We start from the raw sequence: 13,278 nt of genomic DNA, 5'->3' as shown, positions 1-13,278 counted from the left end.
ATCCCAATGACGTCGTCTATACATCGGGTCCATACACCGGACGCCCCGCGAGGAGGCGAGCGGTTAGGCTGCTCCGAACCGAGCCTGGGATCGCCAGAGGGTCAGGATCTCCTCGGCCCTGTGGAGCGGATAGCGCGCCCGATAGAATCCGAGGCTCGCTTCGTGGCGTTCATGATTGGGGCTGCCAAGCGCGTCCTCCACGACGACCGTGTAGTAGTCCAGGTAAGAAGCGCTGCGCACCGTCGACTCGACGCAGCCCTCCGTGTTGACTCCCAGGATCACCAGCGTCTCGATACCGCGGCCCCGGAGTACTCGCTCCAAGGGGGTGTTGAGAAAGGCGTCCGGCCGGGTCTTTTCGACGACGCTATCGTTCGCGCTTGGCTCCAAGCCGTCGACGAAGTCCCAGCCGAAAGTGCCCGGCAGGGTGTAGTTCGGATCCTTGCCGTCCCTGGTCTTGAAGCGCAGCCAAGCCGGGCTGTCAGAGTGGCCGCCCGGCAGCGTGACCTGACGAATGAAGATCACCGGTATCCCGACGGCCTGGCTCTTTTGCACAAAGGAAACCATGGTCGGCAGGCGCTCCAGAGTCAGCGACAGATCCTTGCCATGGCGTCCGAAATGACCGTCGGGATGACAAAAATCGTTTTGAAGGTCGACGCTGATCACCGCCGTACGGGCAGGCGCAATCATTTCTTCCAGGCAATCACAAACCTCGACGCCGTTGATGCGTTTCATCGCTTCTCCTCCAGGCCGGCCGAAGACGAAGGTGTGACCGGCGTGCGTCGGCGTTCCTGAAGCATCTGCTGGCCGAAGCTGCCCAGCAGCAGGAGCAAACCAAGTGCGTCGGACTGCAGGCCGGGCCAGATCAGCGCGATCGCCGCGCCGGCCAAGACGAGACGCAGCGACCAGCCGGCTGGTCCAACGAGCCAGCCAATCGTCGAAGCCGCCAAGGCCACCGTGCCCACAAACCCGGTGACGGCGGCCATGATGATATCCAGAGGATCGCCGACCAGGATCAATTCCGGATGATAGACGAGAAGGAAGGGAACGATGAAGGCCGCCAGCGCCAGCCGTAACGCGAGCAGCGCTGTCTTGAACCAGTTCGCTTCCGCCATCGCCGCCGCGATGAAGACCGTGGCACAGAGCGGCGGCGTGATGCCCGACAGAATGGCGTAGTAGAAGACGAAGAGATGCGCCTGCATCGGCAGGAGGTCCAGGCGTATCAGCGCCGGTGCGACCACCGCGGCGGCCAGGATGTAAGCCGCGGAGGTCGGCAGCCCCATGCCGAGCACCATCGCGATTCCCATGGCCAGCACCAAGGAAAGCAACAGGTGATCCTGCGCCAGGGAAATGATCAGGGCTGAGAATTTCACCCCCACGCCGGTCCCTGCGATCATCGCTAGGATGATCTGCGAACAGGCGATCAGGATCGCCACGACGACCAGACCGCGACCCGCCAGGATCAAGCCGTCCAACAGCATGCGCAGGCGCCCGGCGAAGGTCTCCTCCGTGCCCAAGGCAAGATAGGCCGCCATCAGTGCGGTCGTGGCCCAGAAGGCGCCGGTGGCCGGCGTATACCCCATGACCAGAAGGCTGATCAGCAGAGCCAGCGGGCCGAAGACGGGCAGGCTGCGCCGCCAATGTAGGAAGGTTCGTGGAGAGGGAACGTCTTTCCTGTCGACGGTCCCGTAGCCGCATCGGCGCGCTTCGAAGTGGATCGCCGCGAAGCAACTGGTAAAATAGAGAATGGCCGGAATCACCGCCGCAAGTGCCACCTCCATGTAGGAGACGCCGAGCAGCTCCGCCATAATGAAGGCTCCCGCGCCCATGATCGGCGGCATGATCTGACCGCCCGAGGAGGCCACCGCCTCCACAGCCCCGGCGAAAGACCGGCGATAACCGAGCTTGCGCATCATGGCGATGGTGAAGGTTCCCGTCGTCGCCACGTTGGCCGCGGCGGAGCCGGACACGGTCCCGAACAGACTGCTGGCGACCGTGGCTACCTTGGCGCCGCCGCCCGTGAAACGACCGCTGAGATAAAGCGCCAGATCCATGAAGGTCTGACCGCCGCCCGTCTTGAGCAGGATGCCGCCAAAGATCACGAACATGGCGATCACCGTCGCCGAGACCCCGGTCACCAGCCCCCAGATGCCCCGATCGGTGCTGTAGAGCACCTCGCTGATCAATTCGAGCGACAACCCACGGTGCGCCCAGGCTCCCGGAAACAGAGGTCCGAAGTAGGCATAGGCGACGAAAGCCACCGCCAGTAGCGGGAACAGCCAGCCAACCACCCTGCGGGTGACCTCCAGCAGGACCAGCGTCAAGGCAACGCCGAGCCAGGTGTCTGCAGCCAGCGGGAAGAACCCGATCGACATGATCCGGTCGTACTGGACCACGACCCAGCCGCAGGTCACCAGGACCGCCGCAATCAGAAGTCCGTCCACCGCCAGTGCGATCCTGGAGCCGTCCAGCCGCCGCGCGGGCGCGAAGAGCAGGAGGGCGAGGACGAGGCAGAGCCCGACATGCGGCGCGCGCTGCTGGATGTTCGGAAACGCACCGAAGGCGCCGGTATAAAGGTGGAAACAGGCGAGTGCGAGAGCGACCGCCGGTATGGTGGGCAGGAGCCAGGCTGGCAGTCGGCGGAAGGTCGGAGAGGGTCCACCGTCCGCCGCCCGGTCCCCGGCACCGTCGCCGCCCCGCCTCTCGTCAGCGATGGGCCGGGCAGCGGGCACCGGCTCAGCCCTCCTGAGCTTCCGGCGGGACCAGATGATCCGGCACGTCGCGGCCCAGTTCGGTCAGGTACCTGTAAACACCGATGTGCAACGGTGCAGTCCCATACTTCAGCGTGTTCTCGACGATGTCGACGGCGGCGATGGCCGGATAGGTTTCGGCGATCTTGTCCTGGTGCTCGACCATCGTCTTGAAGATCCGGTATCCGAGTTCCTCCGGCATCCGCGTCGTCGTGCCCTGGGCGATGAAGACGCTGCGCACCACCGTCTCCTCGGCACCTTCGAAGGGAGGCGTGAGACTGACGAACTGGTAGTGCGGAAAGGTCTCCTGAACTTTGGCGATCTCCGCTTCGCTGAAACTGATGAAGCGAAGGGGCACCGCCGTGCCTATATCGAGGATCAGACCGTCCGGGCGGTCGAACAGGCCGGCCTTGACCAGACCGACGATCCGGCGATCCTTCATGGCATCACGAGCATCGCCGTAACTGCCGGTGAACCAGTCGGGAGCGATGCCGATCAGATCGAACTGATTGTTGCTGACCCGCTCAGTCGAACTGCCGCGCGAACCGCCGCTGAACTCCTGGCCCGCAAGATCCGAGAGGGTCTGGATGTCGCTGTCGGCGTTTACGACGACGTAGTAGGCTAGAGGATTGGTGACCCAGAAGAGCCTGAAGTCCGGCTGAGCCTGCCCCTCCCAGGGTCCCACGCCCTCTTGATACTCGAAGAATTCAGGTTCGGCGAAGAGGCCCCAGTCGGCTTCCTGGCGAGCCAGGCGTTTACGGTTGTCGACGCCCCCACCCGTCTCCATGACCGTGACCTCCAGGTCGTCGAAAAGCTCGTTGAGCACCTGCGCCTGTGCCACGTGGTAGGCGTAGAGGGAGGAGGACTGGCCTGTCGCAGCGATGGTCAGGAAGGTCTTGTCCTGGGCCGTCGCGTTCGATACCGGCAGGATAGCCGTCAGTGCGGCGACGGCTGCAACGGCGGCGATGTCTCTAAAACGTTTAACGACTCGGTGTGACATACCTGATCCTCACTCTTTACGGTCTCGGTGTTGTCCGCAGTGGATGGGCTTAGTTCCGTTCTTGCGAGAAAGTCCGGCGACGGATCGCAAACCAATGCCGCGGCCGGTTAGGGAGAGAGCGTTTCAGGGAGGTCAGGCGAAACGCTCCTGGGACAGACTCGTTCGGAAACGAAGACGCGCCCCTGCATCGTAGAACCTCAGATTCCTCCGGCGGCTCGGCCGCCTTCGGGGGTCAAGGCTTGAGCGGTGCCGATCATGCTATCGCGAGTCACCAATCCGGCCAGCTCCGCCTCACTCATCCCCTCAGTCCCCTGCGGGCGCATCGGTACCACCAGGTAACGGCAGTCCGCAGTGCTATCGAGGACGCGAACCTCCGTATCCTCCGGCAGAAGGGTGCCGAACTCGGCTAAGACGGCGCGCGGCTCCCTTACCGTTCTGGCGCGGTAGGCACGCGATTTGTACCAAAGCGGCGGGATGCCGAGCAGCTGACGCGGGTAACAGGAACATAGAGTGCAAACCACCATATGATGCAGCTCGGGCGTATTCTCGGCTACAACCAGCTTGAGGCCTTCGAAAGGATAACCGAGCTCCGCGACGGCGGTGTTGCCATCGGAAAGAAGTCGATCCTTGTAGGCCGGATCCACCCAGGCGCGGGCCACCACCTCGGCGCCATTATGCGGTGTGCGGTGGTCCCACTCTTCGATCTTGTCCTGGATAGCGCGGGCGCTCAGCAGGCCTTTCTCGATCAGCAGCTCGCGCAGAGCGATTTCCAGAAACTCCCACTCCTCGGTGGGCTCGGGCAGGTCGGGCTGCAAGGTCTTCGCATGGTCGTGGTCGTGATGATGCCCATGCTGGTGGTTGTGCTGATGGCCGTGCGGAGCAGCCGGGCTGTCGGGAGTCTCTGTCACGTCGCGCTCTCCTCGAGCCAATGTTCGTAGATGTCCGCCGCCAGGGTATCGGTCGCCGAATAGGCGCCCCAGCCCTGCCAGAGCGCGTCCATGGGAAAACGGACCTGATAGAGAGGGATCGGGGGCAAACCATCCTCGCCAACGGCTAAACGCTCAGGATTGGGAAACGCGCCGTGGATGGCCGTTACCGTGCCGTAGCGTCCACGCAGAAAGAACGGCGTGCGGATATGGCCGGGCACCTCCGCGTCACGGATCCGCACCGCCGCACCAACCCGAAATCGCGGCGCTGTCACGCCTTCGGATCCACTGTTACGTGGCGGGCGCGTACGGCAGCCAGCTTCGTCTCGATCTCGCTGTCGGTCAGCACGGCTTTCTCGACGAGCAGCCGGCGCATGGCCTCGACCCAACGCTGATAGTAGGCGCCGCCATCGTAGAGTTCGGGCGGCAAGCCCTCGATCGTGCGGCGATTTTCGTCCGTCTTCCAAAGCGACCGCGGCCGGTCGCGAAGCAACATCATCATGGCGTCGATCCGCCGTTCGACCAAGGTCGGCTGATGCTCGCTGCGGTCGATGGGACCGGCTTCCAAACCTCCCAGATCATGCATGGCACGTTGCATAAGCGCTGCCCCCCAGTTTATGGCGGTTGACACGACAGCGTTCTGCCAACCGATTGAACTGTTCGAACGGTGCCCGAGTTTTAGGTCTATTTCAATTCTTTTATTCCGTTCTGCGGAACGATAAAATCGCATTACGACCCGAAAAGCTGTATGCAGACGATCTTCCTATAAATCAGAAGTCGAAAAGACGCGTGCCGACGTTGACTGGTGCCGCGAAGGACTTGCTGCCCGAGCGGCGAAGCAGCGTGGCGCGGCGCCCGAGGCTAGAGAGGAATCGCAATGCGAAAGACCACCCTGCTGAAGTCTTTGATCGCTCGGCCGGAGATTCTGGTGATGCCCGGCGCCTATGACCCGATCAGCGCCCGCCTGGTCGAGGCAGCCGGTTTCGAGGCGATTCAGTGCACGGGCCTTGGCATCACCGCAGCGACGCTCGGCCTGCCGGACTTCAGCGTTCTCGGCATGAGCGACATGGCGGCGCGCACGGCTCACATCGTCCGCGCGACCGGCTTGCCGGTCATGGCCGATGGCGACAACGGCTTCGGTAATGCCGTCAACACCTTCCTTGCAGTCCAGGAATTCGAAGCCGGCGGTGCCGCGGGGATTAACCTGGAGGATCAGCAGATGCCCAAGCGCTGCGGGCATCTCTCGGGTAAGCAGATCATCTCGGCAGCCGAGATGGTGCAGAAGATCCGTGCCGCCACGGAGGCCCGTTCGGACCGCGACTTTGTCATCAATGCGCGCACCGACAGTCTGGCAATCGGTGGGATCGCGGAGGTGATCCGCCGCGGCAATGCCTACATGGAGGCCGGAGCGACGATGGTTTTCGTCGATGGCGCCGACAGTGCCGAGACCATCGCCCGACTGGTCGACGAGATCCGCGGACCACTGGCGGTGAACATGGTCGAGGGCGGCAAGACGCCACGCGGACTGACGGTCGAACGCTTGCAAGCCTTGGGCGTCGCCCGGGTCAGCCTGCCGCTCACCGCAATCCTGGCAGCGGTCGAGGGCATGAAACGCGCGCTGTCAAAGCTCAGGACGAGCGGCGATCCGGCAAGCTACGACGCCGACCTGGCAGGTTTCGACGAGTTGCATAGCCTGATGGGCATGGACCGGGTTCGCGAAATGGAGCAGCGCTACGCGACGGGCGCGGAGAAATCTTCCGCAACCGGCCTGTAGCGCGATCGTTCGGACGTTCGGCACCCTATCTGTCCGTGGCGTAACGCGCCTCCAGCGAGATCCAGTCGTCGTAGTCGAACAGAGACCAGAGCGCGCGGTGATCGAACATGCGTTCGGCTTGGCTGGCGGTAGTGCCGCTGGACTTCAGATCCTGCATCAGTTCCAGGCCCATCTTCCCGATCAAGCGGGTCAAGGAGTTTGGGAAAATCGCCAAACGATACCCCAGACTCTCGAGCTGAGACGCCGGCAGCAAGGGCGTACGGCCCCCCTCCACCATGTTGGCGAGCATCGGCACCTTGGGAAAGGCGCGGCAGATCGCCTCCATCTCCGCTTCGCTTTCCGGGCTTTCGACAAACAGCACGTCGGCACCGGCCTCCAAATAGCGGCCCGCACGATTGATCGCCGCCTGAAGGCCCGAGCTGCTGCGCGCATCCGTGCGGGCTATGACCAGGAAGGCATCGTCTAGGCGCGCGTCGCAGGCCGCCTTGACTCGCGCCTCCATCTCCTCTGGAGCCACGAGCTTGCGACCCAGTTCGTGACCGCAGCGTTTGGGAGCCTCCTGATCCTCGATCTGAATGGCACTGACGCCAGCCCGCTCGAACTCGCGGACCGTGCGGAGGATGTTGAGCGGCCCGCCGAAACCGGTATCGCCGTCGGCGATCACGGGAATCGTAAGGACATCGCAGATCCGCTTGACCCGATCGAACACCTCCGAGAAGGACGCGAGACCGACGTCCGGTGCCCCCAAGCAGCTCATCGACAGCCCCGAACCGGTGATATAGGCGGCTTCGAATCCCGCCGTTTCGACCAGACGCGCCGTCAGGCAGTCGAAGCACCCCGGTGCGATGAGAAGATCCGGACCGGCCATACGCGCACGCAAGCGGGCACTGCGCTTCTCCGTCAAGCGCAATCCAGGTGGGCAGGTCGCATTGAAAGTCTCTGACATGACCGGTCCTTTTCGATGGGCGCCCGCCTGAAACCGCGACTGGCCACGAAAGAAGGGCGCGGAAGGTGCCTCCCGCGCCCCTCTATCTGTTTGCCGAGGTCCGGCTCAGTTGGCAGCCGCTGCCTTTTCGACGAACTCGTTGGTGAAGGAACTATCGGCCAGCGGGGCGTCGAACTGCCGGTCCGAAAACTGGTTCAAGAAGTCGATCACCCGCACGAGCTGCTCGCGCGATACCTCCGGAGAGGTCGGGTAAGCCTTGACCACGCTGGTCCAGGCGAGATCGAACAAGGCCTTGTCGAACTGATCGAAGTAAGCGGCATAGACCTTGTCGCGGACATCTTCGGTGCGTGCGGGGTCGTGCATCGCCTGCGTGGCATCGTAGATCGCCCCGACGAGATTGGCCGAGCGTTCCGGGTCCTCCTGCAGCCAACTCTCCCGCGCGTTCAGGGTGATGTAGAGATAGCCGTCTAGATCGGGGATCTGGCCGGCGGACATATCGAAAAGCAGAAAGGCATCGTGCTGAGCGATCGCCGTATCGGATGTCGGATTGGAGAGGATGAAACCGTCGATGCGGCCCAACTCGAACGCGGCCAGCAGCTCGCGGCTTCCGCCGACGAAGACCACTGTGGCATCGGTCTCGGGATTGTAGCCGGCTTGCTCCAGCATATAGAGCGCGAGTTGATGCGTTCCGCTACCGGCACCGGTCACACCGATGTTGAGGTCCTTCAACGCCTTCAGGCGATCTTCGACACTCGAGGCCTCGGTCAGGCCGAGCTCGCGGGCGATGTCGCCCTGAATCACGACATTGGAGGCGTACTGAGTCATGAGGGCGGTGAAGATCCGAACGTCGGTCCCCTGCTGAACCGCACGCATGGCCGCAGCCGGCGTGCCCGGATAGACGTGCGTGTCGCCGCCGATCACGGAGGCCATCGCAGCGGCACCGCCGGCCTTGAAGACCCGCAGATCGGCCTCGATGCCGCGCTCGTCGAAATAGCCCATCACGTCGGCCACGTAGACCGGCAGATACAGCATGCCGACGCTCGGCATCGCAAAGGTGATTTCCTGCTTGTCCTGCGCGACAGCCGGTAGTGCCGCTCCCCCCAACAACAGCGCAGCTCCCGCGACAGCGGCCGCCATCCGAGTCCGAATAGTCATTGTGACAGTACTCCCTGTTATTCTGGATTTCTCATACCGCTGGAGACATGCAAGCCGCATCGCGACCTAGATCGACATCTCGCGCTTGTCTTCCACGGTCTTCCACGGCATGGCCTTCTTCTCGAACCACTTCACCGCAAAGTTCAGGATTAAGGCCAACATCATGATGGCGATCAGCGCAGCGAACATTCCCGAGGTGTCGAACTGCCCCGAGGCGTCGGCCAGCAGGTAGCCCAGGCCCTTGTTGGAGGCGATCAGTTCACCGACGATGGCGCCGATCAGCGCGTAGGGCACGGACAAGCGCAAGCCGTTGAACACCCAGGTGATCGCGGAAGGAATCACCACCTTGCGCAGAATGTCGCTTTCGTTGGCTCCCATCAGCCGCATGATCGCGATCTGCTCGCGGCTGACCGCGCGAACTCCGGAGTAGGTGTTGAGGAACACCAGGAAGAACACGATGGTGGCCGTCAGGTAGATCTTCATATCGATGCCGATGCCGAACCAGAGGATAAACATCGGCGCCAGCGCGATCTTGGGCAGGCTGTAGAACATCATGATGAAGGGGTCGAGCACGTCCGCAAGCGTCTGTGCGCGACCCAGAACGACGCCGAAGATCATGCCGATCGCACTGCCCAGAAGAAAGCCGAGCAGCGCTTCGATACTGGTGATTCCGGCGTGAAAAAACAGCTTACCCGAGGCCGCCCAGATATAGAGGGTTTCCGCGATCTCCGTCGGCCTGCCGATGAAGAAATCGGAAACGAGTCGACCGGCCGCAAACTGCCATAGGGAGATGATACCGACCAGCAGCAGAGCGCGGGCGAGCCAGATCTTCTGGCGGCGCCGGCGATCGGCCTGCTTCCGTTGCTCGGCCTTGCTGAGAGCCGCCACCGCCGATCCGTCGGCGGGCAAGGCGGTGGAGGGACGCTGCGTCGTATCGGCCATGTCAGTCCTCCATCCCCTCCAGGTCGGGAGACAGCAAATCCCAAAGCTCGGCGGTCAGGTCCCGGTAGGTTTTATTGTGGCGCAACCCCAGAAGATCACGCTCGCGCGGCAAGGGAACGTCGACCACGCGGGCGATCGTGCCGGGCCGCTGGGTGAAGACCACGCAGCGATCCGCGATACTGACCGCTTCGTCGAGGTCGTGAGTCACAAAAACCGTGGTCTTGCCAAGCGACATGGCAAGACGACGAATCTCGATCTGCATCTTCAGACGAAGCTGGGCGTCGAGTGCACCGAAAGGCTCGTCCATCAGGAGCGCCTCAGGATCGTAGGCGAGCAGTCGGGCCAGGGCGCAGCGCTTGCGCATGCCCCCCGAAAGCTGTGACGGATAGGATTTCTCGAAGCCCTTGAGCCCGACCGTGGCCAGCAACTCCTCGACCCTGTCCCTGGCTTCTCCCTTGCGCATGCCGCGAATCTCAAGCGGTACAATCACATTGCCCATGACGTCCCGCCAGGGCAGCAGGTGATCGTTCTGCGTCATGTAGCCGACACGTTGGTTGTACGGCGCCACTACGGCATCGCGATACCGCACCGTGCCGGTGGTCGGCTCGAACAGGCCGGCAGCCATGTTCAGCAGGGTCGACTTTCCGCAGCCGGACGGGCCGACCAGGGTAACGAACTCCCCTTCGCGAACGTCCAGGGTAATGTCGCGCACGGCGACGACATCGCCATGCAGAGTTTCGAAGGTCTTTCCGACCCCTTCATAGGAGATCAGAGTCGACGCCGTGTCAGACGCGAGACCTATCCCGGCCATGCCGATTGCCTCACCGTCCGCAGCCGCCTCGGCCGTGGCCGCTTTCCGAACCATCGCCTCCCATCCCCTGCTTTGTTTTGGCCTCGCGAACTTTCAGAACTCACGGACATTCGCAGCGATACCAACAACACGATCTACGGTCAATTCATTCCGCAATGCGGACCCAGGAAACCACTATTGTCATGTCACGGGCACTACGGTAAGAGTGTTTCAACCCAAGTTTTCACGAACTGGCTGGCAATTGGCCTGGCTCGCAATCGGCGTTCCTGCGAATCGCCTTGAGCGGAATAATCAAAGCTATGAAAACCAGTCCCGGCCCTCTCGCCGAAGAGGCTTACCTCGAGAAGGACGACGAGATTTCTCCCGATTCCAGTACCGACCGTAAGTTCATTACGGCGCTGGCACGTGGATTTGAGATCCTGCGCGCGTTCAAGCCGGGGAACGGGGCGCTCGGCAATCAGGAACTGTCGCGAGTCACCGGCATCCCCAAGGCGACGGTCTCGCGGCTGACCCACACCCTGTCCGAACTCGGCTATCTGCGTCACTTGAAGGCCGAAGGTAAGTACGAGCCGACGGAATCGATTCTCGCACTGGGCTATGCTGTACTGTCGAACATGCTGGTGCGCCAGATCGCGCACGACCCGATGCAGGAGATGGCTCTGCAGCATAAGGTCTCGGTCGGCCTGGCCAGCCGGGATCGGCTCAGCATGATCTTCGTCGACGTCTGCAACAGTCGCTCGCTCGGGACCCTGCGCCTGGAGATCGGCTCGCGCGTGCCCCTGCCGAATACGGCCGTCGGGCGGGCTTTCCTCGCCGGAATCGAAGAGCAAGAGCGGCAGTTCTTCTACGAACACTTCGCACAGCGGCTGGGCGCGGCTGAGTGGGCGGTTCTGAAGGAGCGGGTTGAGGAAGCCATCGCTCAGGTGGAGGACCGGGGCTTCTGCTACGTGGAGGACGAGTGGCATCATGGAATGCGCGCCGTCGGTACGCCCTTGACGTCGATGGGTCGGCAGACGGTGATGGGCATGATGTGCGGCGCGCCGGCCTTCGTGGTGGATCGCGAGAAGCTGGAGGGTGAGTTGGGCCCCAGATTGGCGCACCTCTGTCGCAGCTTGACGCCGATGCTGCGCTGAACGCTGCCCAAGTGGGTGTTCTGCCGCCCGGAGCGCCCGCCGGAACGCCCAATAAAGTAAACTGCCTCTTCCGGCTGCCCAAGACTCGAGCCCGGGACCGACTACACCCGGCCCGCTAGCCCGAGCCGCAAAAACCAGGCGGAAACATCTTGCCGCAGAGGATCGCGCCGGCGGTCCCCTGGATTACGAGAGGAGCCAACAGCATGACCGTCAATGACAAGATCGAGAAGTGGCGCGGGCTGGTGCCGGACAGCGAGTTGGAGACCTATGTCAAAGGCGGCTTCGGCAATCGGATCGGGCTGGGCAGGCGCCCGGCTCTCCTGAACATCGACACCACCTACATGTTCGTCGATCCGGCATACAGCCAGTGCGGAGGAGAAGACCCGGAACTCGTAAGCGCGATTCAGCGCATCACGGACGTTTTCCGAAGCCTGGAACTGCCGATCTACTACAGCCGCCGCGACGACCGCACCCATCCGGTCCGCCGCGGCATCTGGAATCTGAAGCTGGGGACCGCCGACGACTTCCAGTACAGCCGGGACCCGCGAGCCGACGAATGGCCGGACGGCTATGCGCCGCGAGAGCAAGACGTCGTCGTCTATAAGAACAAGCCGTCCTGCTTCTTCGAGACGCCTCTGGAATCCTTTCTCCGCTACGACGGCGTCGACAGCCTGGTCTGTATCGGCATCTCGACGAGCGGCTGCGTCCGTGCCGGCGTCACGGATGCCTTCTCGCACAACTTCCGTGTCACGATCCCTCAGGAAGCGGTCGGCGACCGCTGCGCGACGGCGCACCGGGCGAATCTCTTCGACATGGACATGAAGTTCGCGGACGTCGAACCGCTCGACAACATCGTTGCCGACCTGGAGACCCGCTTCGCCGCCGATGTCCGCGCCGCCCAATGAACACGGAGGCAAGCGAGCCAGGTGACTGAGGCATCGATAGATTGTCTTGTCGTATTGTTATATCAAGACTACCTGTTCCGATGACACATCACGATGTGACGGCCTCGATGGAACACTCGGGAGGTGTCGGATCGGAGTGACGGACCCATGGCCGGGCTGCCTCTTTACCATCGTATCTATACTGTCCTGATCGAGCAGATCAGGGAGGGCCAGTATCCGCCCGGTGCGACTCTGCCCGGAGAACTGGAGCTGGCGCAGCAGTTCGACGTCTCCCGTGTCACCATCCGTAAAACTCTGGACCAACTCGAACGCGACGGTCTCGTGGAGCGCCGCCAAGGCCGCGGTACCTTCGTACGCGCCGGTCGGGCGACCGAACCGGTAAAGGCCGAGGTCACGGGCCTGGTCGAGAATCTTCTGGCCATGGGTCTTCGCACCAAGGTCAAGGTTCTGCATTTCGCCTATGAACCCGCACCTCGACCCGTCGCCGAACGGCTGGAGATTCCCGTCGGCACGATCGCCCTGCACAGCGTCCGTCTCAGGAGCTACAAGGGCGAACCCTTCTCCTACGCCGTCACTTGGCTGCCCGAATCCATCGGACGCACCTTCGGGCGCAAGGAGCTGTCGTCCATGCCCTTGACGCGCTTGCTCGTTCGCGCCGGTGCGGCCCCTGCGGAGGCGCATCAAAAGGTATTCGCGCGTGCCGCAAGCGCCACGGTTGCACCGCTACTCGAGTTGAGCATCGGCGCCCCGCTGTTGGGCATCGAGCGCACGGTGCGCGACGTTCATGGTCGGCCTGTAGAGCATCTCCGCGCCCTCTACCGCCCCGACCGCTACGCGTTCGAACTGACCATGCACATTCAATCGAACGACCCGGATGCGCTGTGGGAGCCGACGGCACTGAAGGGAAATTGAATCTCAAATTCTCACGACGCTATTGTA

14 protein-coding genes are annotated in these 13,278 nt (G+C 62.8%); 4 read left to right on the top strand and 10 right to left on the bottom strand.

Annotation, left to right across the window (positions count from 1 at the left end; translation table 11 throughout):
* Positions 1-63: 63 nt before the first annotated feature.
* The 6 genes from DBZ32_RS14390 to DBZ32_RS22660 form a co-directional block, all read right to left on the bottom strand.
* On the bottom strand, positions 64-732 hold the full coding sequence (locus DBZ32_RS14390) for an isochorismatase family cysteine hydrolase (RefSeq protein WP_119167890.1): 669 nt from the start codon (positions 730-732) through the stop codon (positions 64-66).
* Positions 729-2,729: a TRAP transporter permease gene (locus tag DBZ32_RS14385; RefSeq protein ID WP_162906764.1), complete on the bottom strand. Its 2,001-nt coding sequence runs from the start codon at positions 2,727-2,729 to the stop codon at positions 729-731. The genes DBZ32_RS14390 and DBZ32_RS14385 overlap by 4 nt, the downstream gene beginning before the upstream one ends.
* Before the next feature lie 4 nt (positions 2,730-2,733).
* The gene (locus DBZ32_RS14380) at positions 2,734-3,747 is read right to left on the bottom strand and encodes a TAXI family TRAP transporter solute-binding subunit (RefSeq protein ID WP_119167888.1); all 1,014 of its coding nucleotides are present in this window, start codon (positions 3,745-3,747) and stop codon (positions 2,734-2,736) included.
* Positions 3,748-3,944: 197 nt separating this feature from the next.
* Positions 3,945-4,655 (bottom strand): nitrile hydratase subunit alpha, encoded by a 711-nt coding sequence (gene nthA / locus DBZ32_RS14375; protein WP_235830212.1) that lies wholly within the window; start codon positions 4,653-4,655, stop codon positions 3,945-3,947.
* Positions 4,652-4,948 carry an SH3-like domain-containing protein gene (locus DBZ32_RS22665; RefSeq protein WP_119167887.1) on the bottom strand — a complete coding sequence of 99 codons (297 nt, stop codon included), beginning with the start codon at positions 4,946-4,948 and terminating at the stop codon, positions 4,652-4,654. Before DBZ32_RS22665 ends, nthA begins: the two co-directional genes overlap by 4 nt.
* Positions 4,945-5,271 carry an SH3-like domain-containing protein gene (locus DBZ32_RS22660; RefSeq protein WP_162906763.1) on the bottom strand — a complete coding sequence of 109 codons (327 nt, stop codon included), beginning with the start codon at positions 5,269-5,271 and terminating at the stop codon, positions 4,945-4,947. Before DBZ32_RS22660 ends, DBZ32_RS22665 begins: the two co-directional genes overlap by 4 nt.
* A 279-nt stretch (positions 5,272-5,550) precedes the next feature.
* Between DBZ32_RS22660 and DBZ32_RS14360 the strand changes: the two genes are divergently transcribed.
* Positions 5,551-6,447, top strand: a complete 897-nt coding sequence (locus DBZ32_RS14360) for an isocitrate lyase/PEP mutase family protein (protein ID WP_119167885.1) — start codon at positions 5,551-5,553, stop codon at positions 6,445-6,447.
* A 25-nt stretch (positions 6,448-6,472) separates the two neighbouring features.
* Here DBZ32_RS14360 and DBZ32_RS14355 read toward each other — a convergent pair whose 3' ends face one another.
* From DBZ32_RS14355 to DBZ32_RS14340, 4 genes are all read right to left on the bottom strand, one after another.
* Positions 6,473-7,393 (bottom strand): isocitrate lyase/PEP mutase family protein, encoded by a 921-nt coding sequence (locus tag DBZ32_RS14355; RefSeq protein WP_119167884.1) that lies wholly within the window; start codon positions 7,391-7,393, stop codon positions 6,473-6,475.
* A gap of 105 nt (positions 7,394-7,498) precedes the next feature.
* Positions 7,499-8,548: an ABC transporter substrate-binding protein gene (locus DBZ32_RS14350; protein WP_162906762.1), complete on the bottom strand. Its 1,050-nt coding sequence runs from the start codon at positions 8,546-8,548 to the stop codon at positions 7,499-7,501.
* 66 nt (positions 8,549-8,614) lie between these two features.
* Positions 8,615-9,490, bottom strand: coding sequence for an ABC transporter permease (locus DBZ32_RS14345; RefSeq protein ID WP_119167882.1), 876 nt, complete (start codon positions 9,488-9,490; stop codon positions 8,615-8,617).
* Position 9,491: 1 nt separating this feature from the next.
* Entirely contained in the window at positions 9,492-10,355 is an 864-nt protein-coding gene (locus tag DBZ32_RS14340) for an ABC transporter ATP-binding protein (RefSeq protein ID WP_235830211.1), read from the bottom strand.
* 245 nt (positions 10,356-10,600) lie between these two features.
* On the opposite strand from DBZ32_RS14340, the gene DBZ32_RS14335 reads away from it, so the two are divergent.
* From DBZ32_RS14335 to DBZ32_RS14325, 3 genes are all read left to right on the top strand, one after another.
* Positions 10,601-11,434 (top strand): IclR family transcriptional regulator, encoded by an 834-nt coding sequence (locus DBZ32_RS14335; RefSeq protein ID WP_119167881.1) that lies wholly within the window; start codon positions 10,601-10,603, stop codon positions 11,432-11,434.
* 203 nt (positions 11,435-11,637) lie between these two features.
* Positions 11,638-12,339 carry an isochorismatase family protein gene (locus tag DBZ32_RS14330; RefSeq protein WP_119167880.1) on the top strand — a complete coding sequence of 234 codons (702 nt, stop codon included), beginning with the start codon at positions 11,638-11,640 and terminating at the stop codon, positions 12,337-12,339.
* 147 nt (positions 12,340-12,486) lie between these two features.
* Positions 12,487-13,251 carry a GntR family transcriptional regulator gene (locus DBZ32_RS14325; protein ID WP_119167879.1) on the top strand — a complete coding sequence of 255 codons (765 nt, stop codon included), beginning with the start codon at positions 12,487-12,489 and terminating at the stop codon, positions 13,249-13,251.
* Positions 13,252-13,278 lie beyond the last annotated feature (27 nt).

Origin of the sequence: Algihabitans albus (assembly GCF_003572205.1) — a bacterium.
Taxonomy (GTDB): domain Bacteria; phylum Pseudomonadota; class Alphaproteobacteria; order Kiloniellales; family DSM-21159; genus Algihabitans; species Algihabitans albus.
This window is presented reverse-complemented; position numbering and strand designations above follow the sequence as displayed.